The 20,554-nt window shown below is 61.5% G+C and carries 17 protein-coding genes; 14 read left to right on the forward strand and 3 right to left on the reverse strand.

The features are described from left to right. Positions 1-45: 45 nt before the first annotated feature. The 5 genes from B5V00_RS08060 (at position 46) to B5V00_RS08075 (ending at position 4,273) form a co-directional block, all read left to right on the forward strand. Complete coding sequence (locus tag B5V00_RS08060; RefSeq protein WP_085010261.1) at positions 46-687, forward strand: hypothetical protein; 642 nt, start codon at positions 46-48, stop codon at positions 685-687. 282 nt (positions 688-969) lie between these two features. After that, positions 970-1,764, forward strand: a complete 795-nt coding sequence (locus tag B5V00_RS08065) for a transporter family protein (RefSeq protein ID WP_085010262.1) — start codon at positions 970-972, stop codon at positions 1,762-1,764. A gap of 190 nt (positions 1,765-1,954) precedes the next feature. Next, on the forward strand, positions 1,955-2,425 hold the full coding sequence (locus tag B5V00_RS08070; protein ID WP_085010263.1) for an RT0821/Lpp0805 family surface protein: 471 nt from the start codon (positions 1,955-1,957) through the stop codon (positions 2,423-2,425). 47 nt (positions 2,426-2,472) lie between these two features. Further along, a complete protein-coding gene (locus tag B5V00_RS17165) occupies positions 2,473-2,622 on the forward strand; it encodes a hypothetical protein (RefSeq protein ID WP_172399663.1) in 150 nt (49 codons plus the stop codon). Positions 2,623-2,656: 34 nt separating this feature from the next. Beyond that, a complete protein-coding gene (locus tag B5V00_RS08075) occupies positions 2,657-4,273 on the forward strand; it encodes a hypothetical protein (RefSeq protein ID WP_085010264.1) in 1,617 nt (538 codons plus the stop codon). An 82-nt stretch (positions 4,274-4,355) separates the two neighbouring features. On the opposite strand, the gene B5V00_RS08080 is transcribed toward B5V00_RS08075, so the two are convergent. The 3 genes from B5V00_RS08080 to B5V00_RS08095 form a co-directional block, all read right to left on the reverse strand. Continuing rightward, positions 4,356-6,644 (reverse strand): HD domain-containing phosphohydrolase, encoded by a 2,289-nt coding sequence (locus B5V00_RS08080; protein WP_085010265.1) that lies wholly within the window; start codon positions 6,642-6,644, stop codon positions 4,356-4,358. A 381-nt stretch (positions 6,645-7,025) separates the two neighbouring features. Continuing rightward, positions 7,026-7,424: a membrane protein insertion efficiency factor YidD gene (gene yidD, locus B5V00_RS08090; RefSeq protein WP_085010267.1), complete on the reverse strand. Its 399-nt coding sequence runs from the start codon at positions 7,422-7,424 to the stop codon at positions 7,026-7,028. After that, positions 7,421-8,740: a replication-associated recombination protein A gene (locus B5V00_RS08095; RefSeq protein WP_085010268.1), complete on the reverse strand. Its 1,320-nt coding sequence runs from the start codon at positions 8,738-8,740 to the stop codon at positions 7,421-7,423. Before B5V00_RS08095 ends, yidD begins: the two co-directional genes overlap by 4 nt. 300 nt (positions 8,741-9,040) lie before the next feature. Between B5V00_RS08095 and B5V00_RS08100 the strand changes: the two genes are divergently transcribed. The 9 genes from B5V00_RS08100 (at position 9,041) to B5V00_RS08140 (ending at position 20,554) form a co-directional block, all read left to right on the forward strand. Beyond that, positions 9,041-9,895 (forward strand): NAD(+)/NADH kinase, encoded by an 855-nt coding sequence (locus tag B5V00_RS08100; protein ID WP_085010269.1) that lies wholly within the window; start codon positions 9,041-9,043, stop codon positions 9,893-9,895. Positions 9,896-9,919: 24 nt separating this feature from the next. After that, positions 9,920-11,599 carry a DNA repair protein RecN gene (recN, locus tag B5V00_RS08105; protein ID WP_085010270.1) on the forward strand — a complete coding sequence of 560 codons (1,680 nt, stop codon included), beginning with the start codon at positions 9,920-9,922 and terminating at the stop codon, positions 11,597-11,599. A 5-nt stretch (positions 11,600-11,604) separates the two neighbouring features. Then, on the forward strand, positions 11,605-12,078 hold the full coding sequence (locus tag B5V00_RS08110; protein ID WP_085010271.1) for an N-acetyltransferase: 474 nt from the start codon (positions 11,605-11,607) through the stop codon (positions 12,076-12,078). Between the two features lie 276 nt (positions 12,079-12,354). Further along, positions 12,355-13,224, forward strand: coding sequence for a M23 family metallopeptidase (locus tag B5V00_RS08115; RefSeq protein ID WP_085010272.1), 870 nt, complete (start codon positions 12,355-12,357; stop codon positions 13,222-13,224). Positions 13,225-13,473: 249 nt separating this feature from the next. Next, entirely contained in the window at positions 13,474-16,158 is a 2,685-nt protein-coding gene (gene secA, locus B5V00_RS08120) for a preprotein translocase subunit SecA (protein ID WP_085010273.1), read from the forward strand. Positions 16,159-16,176: 18 nt separating this feature from the next. Then, positions 16,177-17,514: a GAF domain-containing sensor histidine kinase gene (locus B5V00_RS08125; RefSeq protein ID WP_085010274.1), complete on the forward strand. Its 1,338-nt coding sequence runs from the start codon at positions 16,177-16,179 to the stop codon at positions 17,512-17,514. After that, on the forward strand, positions 17,504-18,691 hold the full coding sequence (gene argJ / locus B5V00_RS08130) for a bifunctional glutamate N-acetyltransferase/amino-acid acetyltransferase ArgJ (protein ID WP_085010302.1): 1,188 nt from the start codon (positions 17,504-17,506) through the stop codon (positions 18,689-18,691). The genes B5V00_RS08125 and argJ overlap by 11 nt, the downstream gene beginning before the upstream one ends. Further along, positions 18,672-19,373: a deoxyribose-phosphate aldolase gene (gene deoC, locus B5V00_RS08135; RefSeq protein WP_085010275.1), complete on the forward strand. Its 702-nt coding sequence runs from the start codon at positions 18,672-18,674 to the stop codon at positions 19,371-19,373. The genes argJ and deoC overlap by 20 nt, the downstream gene beginning before the upstream one ends. After that, positions 19,370-20,554, forward strand: coding sequence for a phosphopentomutase (locus B5V00_RS08140; protein WP_085010276.1), 1,185 nt, complete (start codon positions 19,370-19,372; stop codon positions 20,552-20,554). The genes deoC and B5V00_RS08140 overlap by 4 nt, the downstream gene beginning before the upstream one ends.

Below are 20,554 nucleotides of genomic sequence, written 5' to 3' on the forward strand. Positions count from 1 at the left end.
GGCAACCGGGGAAGGGCTTTCCCCGGACAAAGGAGAAGGGACGAAATGATGAAAAAACTGTTGTTCTTCGGACTGATGTGGGCGATTCTGGCGGTAGCTCCCCTGACTTCCCTGGCGGCTTCCTATCCGGTTGGGGATGGCGTCAAACTGTTTCTGGAAGAACCGTCATCTCCCTGGAAAGTGTCTCCACGTCCCCCCGCGTTCCTGGTAAGGGAGCGGGCCGAGCATCTGCATCCGCCGCAGCTCGAAGCGGCGCGCAAGGCCGGCATCAATGACCCTGAGGATGTGGCGCGCAAGCTGTTGAGTATCAACGAACTGTTTGCTTTCAACGCGGAGACCGGTTCACACATCGAGATTGATTTCAGTGCCTTGAAGGACGGCGAAGATCCACCGACGGAAAAGGTTGTCAAGACTTCCGCCTCCTACGCGGGCGAGGGGCTCTCCAGCGAGGACGGGATTACCGGCGCCCAGACCGAGGTCAGGCGTTTTCCGATCGCCGGAGCGGAAATCAGTTACCGGTTGGATGCTGAATACAAGCTTCACGGGAAGCCGGTGCGCTTTATCGGTGTCATCGGTTTCGCCGCCAGGCACTGGTTTTTCATCTATTACACCGGCCCCGGAAATATTGCCGGTGACGTGGCCGTGGTTGAGAAGTTGCTGGCGTCCTGTCGGATTGAGGCGCCGTGAGTGCCGTTGATTCAGACCTGAATCAGTGAGCTTCACGTCGGCGGATAGCACAAGTCATTGACCTGCCTACGCTTCCCAAAAATCACCGGCGAACCTAAGGGTGCGCCTTAGATTTTTGAAAATCGTATCCAGGCCAAGCACTTGCACTCTCCATCCAACAGAAACTCACTGATTCAGGTCAGGTTTACGTCAGCGCGGCAGGATCAGGTAAACCTTTTCCGGGGACGGTCGTCTAAGGGAGGAGTGATTCCGCTGAACAAAACACTTTTCAAGGAGTAGACGATGACCAGAATTTACCTGTCGATTTTGGCTGTCCTGTTGACCGCGCTTCCGGTGTCGGCCCGGGGCTTGAGTCTGGAGGTCGGCCTGGATGTCACCAGCGGCGATTATGGGACGGATGAAACGGTGACCGGGGTGACGATTCCGTTGACGGTCAGTTACAGCGCCGAGCGTTACAGTCTTGCTGTCACCCTGCCCTGGGTCAGCCAGTCGAAGGGGACCACCATCTTCATGGGCGGGCGTCGTTTTGACAATGGCGTGCCGGGGACGATCATCGGAGGCGGTGGAATGGGCGGCCGCCGGATCGATACCACCGAGTCAAATTCAGGTCTCGGAGATGCCTCGCTGGATGCCGACCTGGTTCTCTGGCGCCCCGCTTCCGGTCCGGAGATCCGCCTGCTGGGTTACCTCAAGGCTCCGACCGGGGATGATGACAAGGGCCTGGGGACCGGTGCCTGGGATTTCGGCGGCGGCCTGTCCGCCCGGCAGGATCTCGGCGACTGGTTCCTGGATGGTTCGTTGCGCGCCATCTTCCCGGGAGAAAATGGTGATTTCCAGCCCGATCAGTACTGGGACTGGACGGCTTCCGTCGGTCGTTACCAGGGCGAACATCTCTGGTTTTCGGGTGGGCTGGAAGGTGCGACCGCTCCCTATGACGGTGGCGATAATGCCCTGGAAGTGGTCGGTCGCTGCGGCTGGGATGGTGAGGGTTTCGGATTCGGCGGGCACCTGCTGGCCGGTTTGAGCAACGGCAGCCCGGATATCGGCGGCGGCGTTTTTGCCTATCGGAGCTTTTAGTTCCCTGATTTGAAAACTGTATAAACCTGATTCAGGATAAAGAAACACCGGCAACGCCCCGGCCATTCGGCCGGGGCGTTGCTGCGTCCTGCCGCAAAAAAATCAGATTTTTTTGTAAACCTTTTTTCTCCCGCTGCGTCAAAGAGATCAAATGCTGACGATCCCCTGAATGCAGTAAAGGAGAATGCCCATGAAAAAACATCTTGCCTGGTTTCTGTTGCTCGCCGTCGTTCTTGCCGGCTGTGCCCCCGGTACCGGTCCCAAACAACAGGGCGGCACTCTGCTCGGCGCCGGCACCGGCGCCCTGATCGGTTCCGCCTTCGGTCACGGTCACGGTCGCCTGGCGGCGGTTGCCGTCGGTACCCTGGCCGGAGCGATGATCGGCCAGGAAATCGGCCGCGGTCTCGATCAGCAGGACAAGCTGGCCATGGAGCGCACCGCCCAGCAGAGCCTGGAAACCCTGCCCAGCAACCAGACCGGTACCTGGCACAACCCGGACAATGACCATTCCGGAACCCTGACTCCGATCCGCACCTACCAGACCGCCCAGGGCACTTATTGCCGGGAATACCGGCAGACGGTGACGGTTGCCGGGAACGAAGAGAGTGCCTACGGCACGGCCTGCCGGGAACCGGACGGTTCCTGGAAAATCATCAATTGAGCGGCCCACTCCACGTGATTGACAAACCCGAACCAAAGGATAAGAGCATGATGAAACACAAGGTTGTTAAAGCCCTGGTTCTGACGATGACCCTGACCCTGCTGGCTTTTTCCCTCACCGCCTGCAGTGGCGGCTCCAGCACCACGTCAGATTCGGCGACCGGCACCGCGACCACCCTCAGTGGTACCGCCCAGTAGCATTCCAATCTCACACCCAATGATGGAGATTCCCATGAAGATATTGACCACCCTGGCCCTGACCCTGTTGCTGCCGCTCTATGCAGTGACCGCGGCGCTGGCCTTTCCGGCAAACCATGACTACACCGTGCAGCTTTCCACCATTGCCGACAATGGACAGAAGATGGTTGTCGAGCAGGTCAACGCCACCAGCGACGCCGATGGCAAATTGATGTTCCAGTTCAGCCAGGTTCCCGATAAGGGCACGGCGCCTTTCCTGCTGGTCGAGGTGCTGGATGCCGCCGGTACAATGCAGGTGGTGCGGCAGGCGATGGTTCCGGCCCCGGCGCCCGGGCAGGCTCTGCAGCTTGGCGTCAATGAAACCAGCCACCGTCAGGCGACGGCCGCCCTGCGCGCCTTTACCGCCGCCGGTCGCGCTGATGCCGGGCGGGCCATGTTCGCCCTGATGTTGGTTCCCACCGGGGCGGTCAGTGCCGCCGACGCCGATGCGTTCGGGCAGCTGGCCGACGACGCCGAAACAACCTTTGAAACCTGGCTCACCCAGGCCGGGGTCACCGCTGCCGAGATGGATGCCTTCCGCAGCGAGCTGATGACCGCTATGCAGGACCTGGCAGTTGCCTGCCGCGGCGCGGTGCAGCAGACCGATCCTGTGGTTGCCGCGGGCATGCACGGCACAGCCACCGGTCAATTCATGCAGGCGGTGATTGATGCCGGCACCATGGCGGGTATTGATCCCGAACTGATGGCGACCGCCTTCGATCAGGCCGGTCAGATGATCGACAATTCTCCGTTGACGGGCCCCCTCTCGCAGTCCGCTCTTGACGCCATGCACGCCAGTTTCATGGTCGATGGTCGGCAGCGGCAGCTGCACGCCGAGATGCGCCGTTACCAGGATGCGATGATGGTTGTCGGGGCGACCACGGAACAGCGGCAGAGTTTCACCGCTGCCATGACCGCCCTGCAGGATGCTCTCTACCAGGCCCGTCATGACTTCCAGATGATTTTTGCCGACCCGGCGACTCTTCCCGACCAGACCACCATCGACCAGGCACAGATGGACATGGAAACAGCCATGCAGACCGCATTCGACGCCTTCCACCAGGCAACGACCGCTTCCGATACTGCGGTCGGCGGCATGCTTGATGCCATTGCCGGGCAGATGCCGGTGATGAGCGGCGGCATGATGGGGAACGGAATGATGACCGGCAGTGACCTGGCCGGCATGGGATTCGGCCGCTGGCAGGTCAGCGCGGACGGGACGACCGGCAACTGGTCGACGATGATGGTTGCCGCCGGCAACCTCATGCCGCAGGTTCCCGGCATGGCCTATGTGCCCGCTACCGCCGCGCTGGAAAACCGGCTGGCCCAGCTTCCCCCGCTTGCCTCCCCGCCGGTGGCACCCGACTGGACCCAGCTGGCGGATGGCCCCTACAAGAGCATGCTGCAACTGCAGTATGACCTGATGCTGGAAAACCTGGTCATGGAGCAGACCATGGCGGGTATGACACAACCGCTTTCAGCAGCGGACCGGGCCCGGTTGACGGAAGTCCATCGCAGCAACCTGCAGAGCATCCACCAGGGGTTGTCGGGTATGACCGCGACCGAGGCGGATGCCCTGATGACGGTGATGACGCCGCCGCATTTGCTGTAACCCGGATATCGTTCGGAGAACAAAAAGGGCCGGATTCCCGCAACGGGGGTCCGGCCCTTTTGGGTTTGCGCCGCTCGGGGGATCAATGCACGGTGAGAATCTCGCCGCTGGCCAGTCCCGCTTCCTTGCGGGCGACAAACCGGCTGATGTAACCGTTGAGGGCACCCGAGGTTTCTTCCGGAAGATTGACGAATTCGAGCCCGAAGCCTTCGGGAAGCCCCTGGGCCTGGCGGCCGAGAGGGTTGTTCCAGGCGACCCGGCCCTGCAGTTTGAGCAGCTGGTCGGGGCTGTCCGGCAGGGCGAAGATGACGTCGATCAGGTTGCCCTCATCGAGACCGGTGTCACTGGCGATGAAGATGCCGCCGTTGCTCAGGTTGGTACTGGTCCCGGAGATGGTGCGGTTGGCCACCTGGCAGGAAACCTGGGTGCGGCAGGGAACCCGCACCTTGCGGCGGTCAAGTTTCTTTTCCTCATCGCCAGAGTTGTCGACCATGCAGATCTTGTTTTCACTGATGTGACAGAACAGGGCATCGACGACCTGCTTGTCGAAGTGGACCAGGCTCTCCTCGGCCAGCAGCTGCAGCGCTTCGTGATAAGGCATCGGGTCACGGTAATGGCGCTTGGAGGTAATCGCTTCGAAAAAATCGGCGACCGCGATGATGCGGGCTCCCAGCGGTATCTCATCACCCTTCAGCCCGTTCGGGTAGCCGCTGCCGTCCAGTTTTTCATGATGGGCGCCGACCACCTCGGGAATCTGCCGGTAGATGCCTTCAAAGGGGATTCGCTCCAGGATCTCGCGACTCTTGTCCGGATGGGTGCGGATCAGGGCCTTCTCTTCGGCGTTCAGTTCGCCGTCCTTCTTCAGGATGAAATCAGGAACCGCCAGTTTGCCATAGTCGTGCAGCATCGCCGCAATGCGTACCATGTCGGTATAGTCGCTGCCCAGGCCGAGCTGGTTGCAGATGCCGACGGCATACTCGGTGACCTGCACCGAGTGCCCGGCGGTGAGGAAGTCCCGTGCGTCGATGCTGGCTGCCAGCACCTGGATGACGGACTGGAACTGGGCCGAACGTTCATCCAGCAGGCGGGAATTCTGCAGGCCGATGCCGATCAGGGGGGCAATCCCTTCGAGTAGTTGCAGGTCGCTTTCAACCAGCAGGCGTTTGGGTGTGCGCAGGTCGAGGGCGAGCATGCCGATCACCTGCTGGTCGCTGATGATCGGACAGCAGGCAAAGGCGCGGCTGCCGAGGCCGGCAAACCAGCGGCACAGGTTGTGGACCCGGACATCCTGGAACTGACGCACGTCATTGATCAGCAGCCCGCGTTTATTGATCAGCAGCGGCGCCAGCGGGGTGCGATCATGGCGGCCGGAGAGGGCCAGGGGGCTTTCCAGACGCTTCAATTCGGCGGCGTTCAGACCGAAGCCGCAACGGTAGTGCAGCGCCTTGCGCTGACTGTCGGCCAGCAGGATCATGCCGCGGTCGAAGTCAAGTTGGTGAGCGAGGATGTCGCTGACCGCCCGCAACAGGTCGTCGCTGTCGCTGCGGCTGCTGATCGCCTGGCCGATTTCACGGGTCAGCTGCAGGTTGATCAGGCTGGCGTTCGCCTGGTCGACAACCTCTTCGGTGGTGGCCTGCTGATGCTGCAGGTGGCGGCGCAGTTCGTTGCGTTCCAGGGTTCCGCCAAAGGCGGTCATGGCCAGCATGGCGGCCAGCCCCAACGGTGGCAGGGTGGCGGCGGCGACCGGCGGCAGCCAGGGGACGGCCAGCAGGGAAACGGTTGTCAACATTGCCGTCCGGTTCCGGCGCCGGCGCCAGGATTCGGCCGGCGAATCATCCCAGGTCAGCTGGTAGTGGCAATGCCGGTCTCCGCGGCGGCTGCAGCGGGGATGGGCCAGTCCCGGAGAGCGTTGGTTGAACAGCAGCGCCAGGCTTTCGAGAAACCCGCTGTGGTACTGGCAGGACCAGTGATGACTCGGATCGCCGGGGATGGTGATATCCAGGAGGTTGCGGCCGGGACTGCGGATGTCCCATTGTTGACCGGAGAGGGCGGCCTGCTCGCGGATCAGTTTTTCCAGCAGTCGCGTGGGGCCGCCCAGTCCAAGACCGAGCTGCTGCATCAGTCCCAGTCCTGAACGTCGACCGGCAGCCCGGCCCGCAGCGCGAAGAATCTGCGGGTTGCCGCTGCGGTTCAGCAACCTGCTGGTGAACAGCGCCATCTGGCGACTGTCAACGGAGCCGCTGTCCGGTGTAATGTGGCAGCTGTGACAGAGTTTTTCGAAATCGATGTCCGGTCGTTCCTCCTGCAGGAACAGCCGGTAGCTTTGCAGCAACGCGGAGTAGTCCCGTTTCAATGGCTTCAGCGATGCCATGAAACCTCCGGGAGGAGTCGCAGCAGATCCGGCTCAAAGGGGAGGAAACGAACGGAAAAGAAGGAAAGAGAATCCATCACCATGCCCGGGATGGCCTGGCGAAAGAGGTGTTTCGAGTCTGGGTGGGGCAACCGCTCCGTGTTCACCCGCGGCGTCCACGTTTCGGTCTTTCCCCGGCGACAGCCGACAACCATCATTGCATCGATTTCTGGGACATTGAATGGAATAAGTAGTCTATGTCCCCCCTCCAACTGTCATTCCGGCCCTGTTCGCCGGTGCCGTCAGACAGTCAGATACTCCCGTCACTATAGCGGCCGACATCCTTCAGAACAAGAAGAAAATGGTCGGACGCGAGATGTCGCATGATGGTCGGCGATGAATTCACCGGTGCCCGGATTCCAGCCAGAAATCATTGTTGCTGACCGGGTCGGCATAACGCATCCGGCCGCCGACCCGGATCGGATGCCGTTTTTCCCGCGGGTCGTTTTCATGGATCAGCCGATCGACGGTGAGCATGACACCGATCCACGGCCCGTGCCTGGCCAGCGCCTGGCGCGAATAGGCCGAACAGGTCGGGTACATCGGACAGCGGGGGCCGTCGACCGGAGAGATGTAGAGCTGAAAGAAATGCACCGCCTGGTCGAAAGGGGAGGTGTCATGCTCCGGCTGTCGGGAGGAACCCTTGTGTGTCGGAACTTCCCAGGGCCCCCAGTCGGCGGCAGCGGCCGGCAACGGACAGAACAGCAGCAACGGCAGCAGCAGGGCGACGAACCTGATCATGAGGATTTCTCGTCCGTCGCGCGGTTATTTTTCAGTTGCTCAAGCCAGGCGAGTCGTTCGCCGATGGTTTTTTCAAAGCCATGATCGGTCGGCTGGTAGTAGCGGCTGCCGGCAAGTTGCTCGGGCAGATGGCTTTGTGTCACGATCCCCTGTGGATCGTTGTGGGCATACTGGTATCCCGCGCCGTAGCCGAGCTGCTTCATCAACCCGGTCGGGGCGTTGCGGATATGCAGGGGGACCGGCAGAGAACCGCTTTTTCGGACTTCGGCCTGAGCCGCTTTGATGCCGGCGTAGGCGGCATTGCTTTTCGGCGCGGCGGCCAGGTAGGTGGTTGCCTGGGCCAGCGGGATGCGTCCTTCGGGCAGGCCGATGAAGTGGACCGCCTGCTGGGCGGCGATTGCCAGCTGCAGGCCGCGCGGATCAGCGTTGCCGATATCCTCGCTGGCAAGAATGACCAGGCGCCGCGCGATGAAAAGGGGATCTTCCCCCGCTTCGAGCATGCGTGCCAGCCAGTAGAGGGCGGCATCCGGGTCGGAGCCGCGGACGCTCTTGATGAAGGCCGAGATGACGTTGTAGTGTTCTTCGGCTCCCTTGTCGTAACGCAGGGTTCGGGTCTGCATCGCCTGCTGCACGGTTGCCGCGTCGATTTCCCGGCAGCCGACGGCGGCCGCCGTTTCGAGCGCGTTGAGGGCCGTGCGCGCGTCACCGTCGGCCTGGCGGCAAAGCAGCTCCTTCGCCTCTTCGGTCAGACTGTATCCCTGGCCGCCGAGGCCGCGCGGGTCTTCGAGGGCCCGGTCGAGCAGTTTGCCGATCTCTTCTTCAGGGAGCGGTTCGAGGGTGAAAACCCGGGAGCGCGAGAGCAGGGCGGCGTTGACTTCGAAGGAAGGATTTTCGGTGGTGGCACCGATGAGGATGATATCACCCTTTTCGACATAGGGGAGAAAGGCGTCCTGCTGTGCCTTGTTGAAACGGTGGATCTCGTCGACGAACAGCACTGTCCGCCGATCGTGAAAGGCACGCTCTTCGCGGGCCCCGGCGACGATCTCCCGGATCTCCTTGACGCCCTGCAGGACCGCGGAGAAAAAGACGAAGCGGCTGCTGGTGCTGTTGGCGATCACCTGGGCGAGAGTGGTCTTGCCGACCCCCGGAGGGCCCCAGAGGATCAGGGAACTGATCCGGTCGCTGCTGATCAGTTGGCGCAGCAGTCTGCCGGGGCCGAGCAGGTGTTGTTGACCGACCACTTCATCGAGGTTGCGGGGCCGCAGCCGTTCAGCCAGCGGCGTGCCGCCGGCGGGTGCCTGTTCGAACAGATCCATGAACTTTCCCGGTTGACGTGAGGAATCCCAACTTTGATGCTTTCGCAAAAAAGCATCAAGAGTGTTGGCTAAGCAAAAAGCGCCGGCAGCAAGGCGCGCGGTTGTCAAGCAGTGAGGCGTGCTTACGTACGTCGAAGCAGCGAGGCAAGCGCAGCAACGCAGCCGCTGGTGAGTTTTCGCGACGCCATCAACTTTAGCACAGGGGCAGGGGAGGGACAACCGAATCCTGCGCTAAGTGCCTGAAAGCGATAGACTAATAGTCGCAGCTGTGATAGTTTTCAAATTCGTCAAGGAGTTTTCATGAAACGGATCGGTATCTACGCCAAACGCAACCATCCCGACGCGGTGCAGTTGGCCCGCAATGTCTGTCACCATCTGCGGCAGCGTAAGGTCGAGGTTTACCTCGATGAGCCGCTGGCCGAAGATATGGGCGAGTCGCAGGGCTACCCGGGGGGGTCGATTCCCGCCCTGGTCGACCTGGTGATCGTCCTCGGTGGCGATGGTACCCTGATTTCAGTGGCGCGGTTGGTCGGCGAGCTGCGGGTGCCGATCCTCGGGGTTAACCTCGGCCGTCTCGGCTTTCTGACCGAAATCACCCGGGACGAGCTCTTTCCGGTGCTGGACCGGGTGATCCGCGGGGATTTCGATGTCTCGAACCGGTTGATGCTCGAAGCGGTGGTGCGACGCGGCGACAAGGTCGCCGGCCGTTTCCGGATGCTCAACGACGTGGTCATCAACAAGGGGGCGCTGGCGCGGATCATCGACATGGAGACCAGCGTCAACGAGGACTACCTGACCACCTTTCGTGCCGACGGTCTGATTATCGCCACGCCTACCGGCACCACGGCCTATAACCTTGCCGCCGGCGGTCCGATCATCTACCCCGGGATCCATTGCCTGGTGGTGACGCCGATCTGTCCCCACATGCTGACCAACCGCCCGATCATCGTCTCCGATGAAGCCCTGGTTCGGGTCGAGGTCAAGTTCCAGGATGAAGAGGTGATGCTGACCGCCGACGGTCAGGTCGGGATGCCGCTGGTCGGCGGCGATGTTGTCGAGGTGCGGAAATCACCCCACACCACGCTGCTGATCAAGAGTCCGCATCGTGATTATTTCGAGGTGTTGCGCGCCAAGCTGCATTGGGGCCAGCGTTGATTTCGGGTAGAGGATAACAGTCTCATGCTGACGGAATTGATCATCCGCAACTTTGCCATTATCGACCGGCTTGAGGTCAGTTTCGGTCCCGGCTTCAATGTCCTCACCGGGGAGACCGGCGCGGGGAAGTCGATCATCATTGATGCCGTCGGCCTGCTGCTGGGGGATCGTGCCCGACCGGAAGTGATCCGCACCGGGGCCGAGGAGGCGACGGTCGAGGGCCTGTTCGATTTAAGCGGACTGACCGTGGTCAAGGACAGATTGGCAAAAGGCGGGTTTGAGGCTGCGGACGAATTGTTGATCAAGCGGGTGGTCAGCCGATCCGGTAAAAACCGGATTTTTCTCAACGGTTCTCTCTCCCGGCTGTCCCAACTGCAGGACATTGCCGCCGGCCTGGTCAATATTTACGGCCAGCATGAACACCAGCGGCTGCAGAAGACCGATACCCACCTGAAATTTCTCGATCGTTTTGCCGGCCTGGAAAAGGAGCTTGCCGCTTACACCGACCTGTACAACCGGGTTGTCGCCTTGCAGCAGCGCCTTGAAGGGATCGACCAGGGAGAGCGGGACCGGCGGCAACGCATCGATTTCCTCAGTTTTCAGCAGCGCGAAATAGCCGCGGCCGCGCTGCAGCCGGGTGAAGATGAAGAGCTGGAGCGGGAACGACTGCTGCTGCAGCATGGTGAAAAGCTGACACTGGCCACCGGGGGCGGCTACGAACAGCTCTATGGCCGCAAGGGGGCGGTCTGTGAAATCCTCGACCGGGTCGCTGCCGATCTCGAGGGCCTGGCAACGGTTGATCCCCAGCTGGGAGAACTGGCGGGCACGGTTCGCGGCAGCCTCTATCAGCTCGAGGATGTTGCCGTCCAGCTGCGCGGTTTTGCCGATCGTCTCAATTTCGAACCGGGACGTCAGAATGAGGTCGAAGAAAGGCTTGCCCAGATCGCGGCGCTGAAACGCAAGTACGCACCGACCATCGAGGAGATCCTGGCCGGTCTGGTCCGTATCGAAGCCGAGTTGGCCGAACTGACCGATGCCGACTCGACCCGTGAGGGATTGCTCGCCCAACTGACGGAGGCGCGTCAGGCTCTGCAGAAGGCCGGGGACGGGCTCTCCCGCAAACGTCAGGCGGCAGCCCGAAAACTGGCTTCAGGGGTGATGCGCGAACTGGCCGACCTGGCATTGCCGAAGGCCCGGTTCGAGTGTCATTTCATTGCCCTTGAAGAGCCGGGGCCGTTCGGCCTGGAGCGGATGGAGTTCTATCTGGCACCGAATCCCGGGGAGGATATGCGGCCCCTGGCCTGGATCGCTTCGGGGGGCGAACTGTCACGCATCATGCTGGCGATCAAGCGTATCGCGCCGGATGCCGATGGTGTCTCGACACTGATTTTCGACGAGGTCGATGCCGGCATCGGTGGCGCTGCGGCGAGTAGTGTCGGGGCCAAGCTGCAGCAGGTCGCCGATTCGGCCCAGGTGTTGTGCATTACCCATCTGCCGCAGGTCGCCGCTTTCGGGGATGCTCATTATCGTGTTGAGAAGATGGTTGACAATGGCCGGACCTTCACCGCCCTGGTCGCCTTGAAGGGCGAAACCCGGGTGAGGGAAATGGCCCGCATGCTCGGCGGCGCCCGGATCACCGAGCGCACCCTCGAACATGCACGGGAAATGATCGAGAGCGGTCAGAACCCGGCAGGAAAGGGTTGAATCCAATGGTCAGGAAAGCCGTTATTGCCGATGCCCCGGTTATCCACCAACTGCTCAATACCTACGCCGGTGACGGCCTGATGTTGTCGGCTTCCCTGGCGGAGATCTACGAATATATCCGCAGTTTTTATGTCTACGTGCAGCAGGATCGGGTTGTCGGCACGGTCAGGCTGCAGATCTGCTGGAAAGATCTGGCTGAGATCCGTTCCCTGGCGGTCGCCGCAGAGGTCGCCGGTCAGGGAATTGGCCGGCAACTGGTTGAAGCCTGTCTGCAGGAAGCACGCGATCTCGGTCTGCCGCAGGTTTTCGCCCTGACCTACAAGGTTGGGTTTTTCACCCGTCTCGGATTCAACGAGATCGACAAGGCGCGGCTGCCGCAGAAAATCTGGCGGGATTGTATCAAGTGCGCCAAGTTTCCTGAATGCGACGAAACGGCGGTCAGCCTGTTGCTTTCTCCGGGGAAACCACCGGTTTCTTGACAGAAACTGTCCGACAACGGTATTAATGAGCCCGAATTGTCGGGCTCAGTGTCGGTTTGCCGGCATCCGTTATTGTCCTGGTCGGGTTGTCGGGGAACGCCGTCAGGTTTGCCGGTGGCCCGTGGATTCAGGGAAGTTCTATTCAGGTCAAGGGGTTAGGTCGCCCATCCGGAATGGACGCAGGTTTTTTCCGGTGTCACGGCTGGTTTGACCGGACTTTCCGGCCTGAAGATTGCAGATGTGTCCATCTTGTTTGGCGTCTGACAGGAGAGTTTATTGGCTTCCAAGCGTTTTACCATCCTGGTTATTCCCGAAGGATCCCGCCGGGTTCGCCGTTACTACGTCCGCAGTGGCTGGTTGAGGTCGCTGGCGGTCGCGGCCGGGGTGGCGGTTCTTGGGGTCGCCCTGTTGACTTACGGCTATCTGCGGAATCGCTACGATTCGGCGGAGCTGGCGCGTCTGCGCACCACCAATCTGCAGCAGCAGGTCGAACTGGCGCGGCTTTCCGGCGAACTTGACCTGCTCAACCGGGATGTTGTGCTGCTTGCGCAGAATGACGCGCAGGTCAGGGTGATGGCCAAGTTGACTCCTGCCAAAACCAACGTCCTCAGTGGCATCGGCGGACCGCCCGACGCGGATACCCATCCCCGTTTTTCCGAATTGCAGCGCCAGATCGACGAGGTGCGTCAGCAGATCGATCTCCGCCGCCAGAGCCAGGAGGAGATCCAGGCGGTCCTCAACGACCAGCGTTCCCTGTTGGCTTCGAAACCGCAGGGATGGCCGGTCAAGGGATGGATCACGTCGCTTTTCGGCATGCGTAAATCCCCCTTCACCGGGCGCCGCAAGATGCATGAAGGGCTTGATATCGCGTCAAACACCGGCACCCCGGTCCATGCCACCGCCGACGGCATCGTGGCCCGTGCCGAAACCGTACCGGGTTATGGAAAGCTGGTGGTGATCGACCACGGCTATGGTTATCGCACTTACTACGGTCATAATTCCAGGCTCTATGTCAAGGTCGGCCAACGGGTCCGGCGCGGTGATCGCATTGCCGCGGTCGGCAATACCGGCACATCCACCGGCTCGCATGTCCATTACGAGGTGCGGCGCAATGGCGTGCCGCTCAATCCCCGCAAATACCTCTGATCGATCATGAACTGTCAACACCTGATGGGCTCCGGAATTCCGGGGCCTTTTTCTCTTTTCGAGTCTTGCCCGGAAGAACTCCCAAATCCACCGGCAATTTCGGGATTCGGCTGTCGTTACGGTTGAATCTGCTTCGTTGCCTTCACCTCTTCGGTGAGTTCCTTGCGTCTTGTGAGCGGGGTGTTGCTGTGGTAGAATTCAGCGCTTTTCGCCCCGCGTGACGGGGATTATACCTTCAGGAGTAACGCTATGATTGGCGCTTTGGTTAAAAAGGTGGTCGGCAGCAAGAATGAACGGACGATCAAGAAGATGCAGCCGCAGGTCGACCTGATCAACAGTCTCGAACCGCAGATGCAGGCTCTCGACGATGAACAGCTGCGGGGCAAGACGGCGGAGTTCAGGCAGCGGCTGGAGCAGGGAGAGCCCCTCGACGATCTGCTGCCGGAGGCCTTCGCCGTGGTTCGCGAGGCCGCGGTAAGGGTCCTCGGGATGCGTCACTTTGATGTTCAGCTGGTCGGCGGCATGGTGCTGCATCAGGGCAAGATCGCCGAAATGAAAACCGGTGAAGGCAAGACCCTGGTGGCCACCCTGCCGAGTTACCTCAATGCCCTGACCGGCAGGGGAGTCCATGTTGTCACGGTCAACGATTACCTGGCGAAACGTGACTCCGAATGGATGGGCCAGGTCCACCGTTTTCTCGGTCTCAAGGTCGGCTGTATTGTTCACGGTCTCAATGAGAAGCAGCGCCAGGAAGCCTATGGCTGTGATGTCACCTACGGCACCAACAACGAGTTCGGGTTCGACTATCTGCGTGACAATATGAAGTTCGCCCTGGAGGATTATGTCCAGCGCGAGCACCATTTTGCTATTGTCGATGAGGTCGACTCGATTCTGATCGATGAGGCGAGGACACCGCTGATCATCTCCGGACCGTCCGAGACGTCGAGCGAACTCTACTACAGCGTCAACCGCATCATCCCGAGTCTCAAGAAGGGCGAGATGATCGAGCACCGCGACGGCAAGATCGGTCAGTCGGTCAAAGAGTACACCGGTGATTACACCGTTGATGAAAAAGCCAAGGCCGCTTCGTTGACTGAAGAGGGGGTCGCCAAGGTCGAAAAACTGCTCGGGGTCGACAACCTCTACGAGCCGGGCAATATCGAAATCCTTCACCATGTCAATCAGGCCCTCAAGGCGCACGCGCTCTTCAAACGGGATGTCGACTATGTGGTCAAGGACGGTGAAGTGCAGATCGTCGACGAGTTCACCGGACGACTGATGCCGGGAAGGCGCTGGAGCGATGGTCTGCACCAGGCGGTGGAAGCCAAGGAGGGGGTGAAGATCGAGAGCGAGAACCAGACCCTGGCGACCATCACCTTCCAGAACTATTTCCGGATGTATGAAAAGCTCTCCGGGATGACCGGTACCGCCGACACCGAAGCGGCCGAGTTTCAGGAGATCTACAAGCTCGACGTGGTGGTGGTCCCGACCAACCGGCCGATGCAGCGCAAGGACCAGCCGGATGTCATCTACAAGACCGAGAAGGACAAGTTCAACGCGGTGGTGGAGGATATCAGGCGTTGTCATGAAAAGGGGCAGCCGGTGCTGGTCGGTACGATTTCGATCGAGAACTCCGAGCGTCTTCACGAACTGCTGAAAAAGAAGGGCGTGCCGCACAATGTTCTCAACGCCAAGCATCACGAACAGGAGGCGTTCATTGTCGCCCAGGCGGGCCGCAAGGGGGCGGTGACCATCGCCACCAATATGGCGGGCCGCGGTACCGATATCGTTCTCGGCGGCAACCCGGAGATGCTCGCCCGCCGTCAGGCCCAGGACGCCGAGGATTTCGAGCAGGCCTTTGCCGAAGCGCTGGAGCATTTCAAGCCGATCTGCGCCGCGGAAAGAGAAGCGGTCCTCGCTGCCGGCGGTCTCTATATCCTCGGTACCGAACGCCATGAGTCGCGCCGTATCGACAACCAGTTGCGCGGCCGTTCGGGTCGCCAGGGCGACCCGGGGGAAAGCCGTTTCTATCTCGGCCTCGATGACGATCTGTTGCGCATTTTCGGTTCCGAGCGGGTTGCCTACGTGATGGACAAGCTGAAGATCCCCGAGGGCGAGCCGATCGAGCACGGCATGATTTCCAAGGCGATCGAGAATGCGCAGAAGAAGGTCGAGGCGCACAACTTCGAGATCCGGAAACACCTGATCGAATATGACGATGTCATGAATCGCCAGCGCGAGGTGATCTATCAGCAGCGTCGCGAGGTGCTGGCCGGCGAGAATATCCGTGAAACGGTCGACGGCATCGTTACCGAGATGGTGCAGGATATGATCGACACTTTCTGCCCGGACAAGGTTCCGGCGGCCGACTGGAACTGGAAAAGCCTGATCGACGACTGCCACGCCCAGTTCTTCCTCCGGCCGACCCTGCCCGAGCCGACTCCCGACCTGACCCGTGAACAGCTCGAAGAAGTCCTGATCGAGCAGGCCCGCCAGCGCCTTGATGAAAAGCGCGATGATTTCACGCCGCCGGTTTTCGATCACCTGATGAAGGTTCTGCTGCTGCAGTCGATTGACAGCCAGTGGAAGGACCACCTGCTGTCCATCGATTACCTGAAGGAAGGTATCGGGCTGCGCGGTTACGGGCAGAAGAATCCCAAGGAAGAGTACAAGCGGGAAGCCTACGAGCTGTTCATGGAGATGATGGGGCGGATCCGCCAGGAAGTGGTGCAGAAACTCTTCCGTGTGCAGCTGGTGCGCGAAGAGGAAGTCGAGAAGATGGAGCAGGAAGAGCGCCAGCAGCGTCTCGCCATCGGTCGCACGGGCGGTCCGGCGCCGGCGGCGAGAACGCCGAAAGTCAACCCGGAGAAGATCGGCCGCAACGAGCCCTGTCCCTGCGGCAGCGGCAAGAAATATAAGAAATGTTGCGGCTGACCCGGTGCGGGAGCCGTCGTGAGCCCGACTGACCCTCGGGATGAGGGGCTTTCCCGGGATTACCGGGCGCTGGTCTCCGGAGAAGCCGAGGCCCGCGGACACCTGGAAGATCTGCTGCTGATGCGCCATGCCGCCGAGGCGGCGCATTCCAGTCCCGACCTGGCGAGTTATCTCGATGCCCTGGTCGAACGGATCATGGCGGCGGTCGGGGTGCGGCACTGTTCACTGATGCTTTGTGACGACAGTGGCTGCCTGCGCATCGCCGCTGCCCGCGGCCTGCCGCCCGAAGTGATCGCCGAAACCCGGCTGGCTCCCGGTGAGGGCATTGCCGGTCTTGTGCTGGCGACGGGGGAGCCGCTGCTGGTTCCCGACCTGGATGCCGACGACCGGTTCGTCAACCGCAACGATTTCGATCATTACCTTTCCCGGTCACTGCTGTCGGTGCCGCTGGTCTGCCGCGGGCAGGTTCGGGGGGTGCTCAATGTCACCAACAAGCAGGACGACGCTCCCTTCGGCAGCATCGATCTGCATCTGCTCAATGGCGTGGCCCACCAGGCGATGCTGGCCCTGGAGAATTTTCGCCTGGTCGCCGAACTGCAGCAGTCCCGTGCCGAACTGGAACGCAGCAATGTCCGGTTGCAGCAGTTGCTGCGCGGTCGTTCCCGTCTTGTCTGCAACCTGTCCCACGAACTGAAGACGCCGCTGACTTCGGTCCTCGGCTATGTCGATCTGGCCATGAATCATTTCGACCAGCTTGATGCCGAAGAACTGCGGGCCTATCTGCAGCGGGTGCATGGCGAGGGGCTGCAGATGAAGCAGCTGATCAACGACATGCTGACCCTGTTCAGCCTGGAGAGCGGTTTCGGGCGCTGGGAGGAGCAGTCGGTCGATGTTGCCGGGATGCTTGCCGGGGAACTGCGGCGACGACGGGACGACATCGAACGGATGCGGTTGCGGTTGGAATATCATCGTCCCGCCGAACTGCCGGAAGTCCTGGCGGACCCGGACCGCCTGCGTTACCTGCTGGCGGCCCTGATCGACAACGCGATAAAATTCAATTGTCCGGGCGGGTTGCTGGAAGTTCGGTTGCGGCCGCTGGAGGGTGGGCTGGAGCTGCATGTTTTCAACCAGGGCACCCGGGTGCCGCCGGAGGCGGCCGATGTTATATTTGAACAATACACCCAGCTCGGAGATATCACGTCGGGCAAGCCGCCGGGGGTTGGTATCGGTCTGGCGATCTGTCGCGCCATCGTTGATCGTCTCGGCGGTTCGATTCAGCTGGTCCCTCGGGGCGACGACGGGACCGGCGTGGTGGTCCGTTTCCCCCGGCAGGAGAGATTGAATGATGAAAAATAACCAGGTTCCCCGGGTGCGGGGATTCAAATTCGCGTCCCGGCCGGCCGGCATCAAGTCGTCCGCGAAGGCCGATCTCGGACTGATCTATTCCGAAGTCCCGGCCGCCTGCGCCGGGGTCTTCACCCGCAACCAGGTGGTTGCCGCCCCGGTGGTGATTTCCCGCCCCCGGATTGCCGGGGGGCGTTGCCAGGCCGTTGTCGTCAACAGCGGCAATGCCAATGCCTGCACCGGTGACCGGGGAATCAGGGATGCTCTGCGCATGACGGAACTCACGGCCCACACCCTCGGTCTGCCGGAGGACCTCGTGGTTGTTTCTTCGACCGGTGTCATCGGCCAGGCTCTGCCGATGGACAGGCTGGAAAAGCATATTCCCCTGCTCGGGTCGGAGCTTGTCGCCGACGGCGCCGAGGGATTGGCCGAAGCCATCCGCACCACCGACTCCTTTGCCAAGCTTTCCTGGCGGGAACTGGATGGCTGTCGTGTCCTCGGTATTGCCAAAGGGGCGGGGATGATTCACCCGAACATGGCAACCATGCTCGGTTTCGTGGTCAGTGATGCACGGATTGATGCCGCGTTGCTGCAGCAATTGCTGGCGGCGGCGGTCGACCGCAGCTTCAATGCCATAACCGTCGATGGTGATACCTCGACCAACGACATGGTCCTGGTTATGGCCAACGGGCAGGGAGAGGGGGATGCCATTCTCCCCGGCAGTTCGGCCGCCGAACAGTTTTCTGAGGCCCTGCAGGCGGTGCTGCTTGATCTGGCCAAAATGATCGTGCGGGATGGCGAGGGGGCGACCAAACTGGTGGAAATTGCCGTGCGTGGCGCGGAAAGCGAAGCGGACGCGCGCGCCGCGGCACGCAGTATCGCCACATCGAGTCTTGTCAAAACAGCCTTTTTCGGGGAAGACGCCAACTGGGGACGGATCATTGCCGCGGCCGGTTATTCCGAAGCGCGCGTCGATCCGAATCTGGTGGCCATCGATTTTGACCGGGTTCCGGTGGTTCGCGCCGGTGTAAGCACCGGTGCCGAACAGGAGGCCGAGGCGAGCGAAGTCCTCAGACAGGCAGAGTTCCGGGTCACCGTCGACCTCGGTCTGGGCACGGACTGTTTCAGCTATTACACCTCCGATTTGACCTATGATTACGTCAAGATCAATGCCGATTACCGCACCTGACGGCCGTTCGTTCAGGGGGAACCCGGCAGCCTGTATTGACCATACTCTGCTCAAGGCCGAGACAACCGGGCGGCAGATTCAGCAGCTCTGTGAGGAGGCGGTCGAATACGGCTTTGCCGCGGTCTGTGTGCCTCCCTGCCATGTCCGTTTCAGTGCGGACATCCTCTACGGAACCGAAGTCGCGGTTGCCACGGTGGTGGGTTTTCCCCTCGGCTATGCCGAAACCGCGAGCAAACAGCACGAAGCCGCGCAGGCGGTCAATGCCGGCGCGCGGGAAATCGACATGGTGATCAATCAGGGCTGGGCGGCGACGGGTGATTTCGCCCATGTCGAGGAAGAGATCCGGGCGGTGGTGCGGACGGTTCCCGGGACGTGCGTCAAGGTCATCATCGAATGCTGCAATTTCGGCCGGGAGGCGAAGTCACGCCTGGTCGAGGCGGCGGTTGCGGCGGGTGCCCGCTATGTCAAGACCTCGACCGGCTTTGCCGCCTCCGGCGCCACCGTCGAGGATGTCCGCTTGCTGGCCGCCGTCGCGGACGGCCGCGTCAGGGTCAAGGCCGCCGGCGGTATCCGCAGTCTTGAGGACTGTCAGGCGATGCTTGCCGCCGGGGCCGACCGTATCGGCAGTTCCAGCGGGGTCGCCATCGTTGAACAGTGGCTGCGGACAGAGGGGCTGTCGTGAACCCTCCCTTTCGCCGGGTGCTGGTCGTGGTCCTCGACGGGGTGGGGGTTGGTGCTCTGCCCGATGCCGCCGCCTACGGTGATGCCGGGGCCAATACCCTGTTGCACGTTCTGCAGCGTTCCCCCTCTTTGCGGCTGCCGAACTTCGAGCGTTTCGGCCTCGGGCGTTTGGTGCCCGCTGCCGGACTGGTGTCGGGAGAAGGGCTGGCCGCCTGCGGGCGGATGGCCGAAAAGGCGGCGGGCAAGGATTCGACCGCGGGGCACTGGGAGCTGATGGGGGTGACCCTGGAACAGCCTCTGCCGACTTACCCGCAGGGTTTTCCCGAAGAAATCATCTCGGCGTTCACCGCCGCCACCGGGCTGGCGGTCCTCGGCAACCGGGCCGCCAGCGGCACCGACATCATCCGTGATCTCGGTGAGGAGCATCTGCGCAGCGGTCTGCCGATTATCTATACCAGCAGTGACTCGGTTTTTCAGATCGCTGCCCATGAAGAGGTCATCCCGGTCGAAAAACTGTACGACCTCTGCCGGAAGGCGCGGGAACTGCTCAACCCCTTTCGCGTCGGGCGGGTTATTGCCCGGCCCTTCACGGGCCGGGACGCCGCCGGTTTCCGCCGGACGGCCGGTCGTCATGACTTCTCGTTGCCGCCGATTGCTCCAACGCTGCTTGACCGTCTGCAGCAGGCGGGCGTACCGGTTGTCGGCATCGGTAAAATCGGCGACCTGTTCGCCGGCCGTGGTCTGGACGAGTCGTTGACAACCGCGAGCAACGCTGACGGGATGGCCGCCACGCTTGAATGCCTGGAGCGCGTCGACAACGGATTGATAATTGTCAACCTGGTCGATTTCGATATGCTCTGGGGGCACCGGTTGGATGTTTCCGGTTTCGCCGACGGACTGGCGGCAGTCGATGCCTGGTTGCCGCAATTGACCGCCCGCTTGCGGTCCGATGACTTGCTGCTGATAACCGCGGATCATGGATGTGATCCGACCACGCCGGGCACCGATCACAGCCGTGAGTATGTGCCGTTGCTGGCATGGTTTCCCGGTCTGCGGCCGGATATTGATCTGGGAACCCGTGCCGGATTTGCTGATGTCGCCGCAACAGTGGGGGAGGCTCTCGGCTGTACCTGTCCGGCAGGCCGGAGTTTTTTGCCGGAGTTGAAAGCGGGGAGGGTTTGA

The sequence above is a fragment of the Geothermobacter hydrogeniphilus genome (genome assembly GCF_002093115.1).
Lineage (GTDB): Bacteria > Desulfobacterota > Desulfuromonadia > Desulfuromonadales > Geothermobacteraceae > Geothermobacter_A > Geothermobacter_A hydrogeniphilus.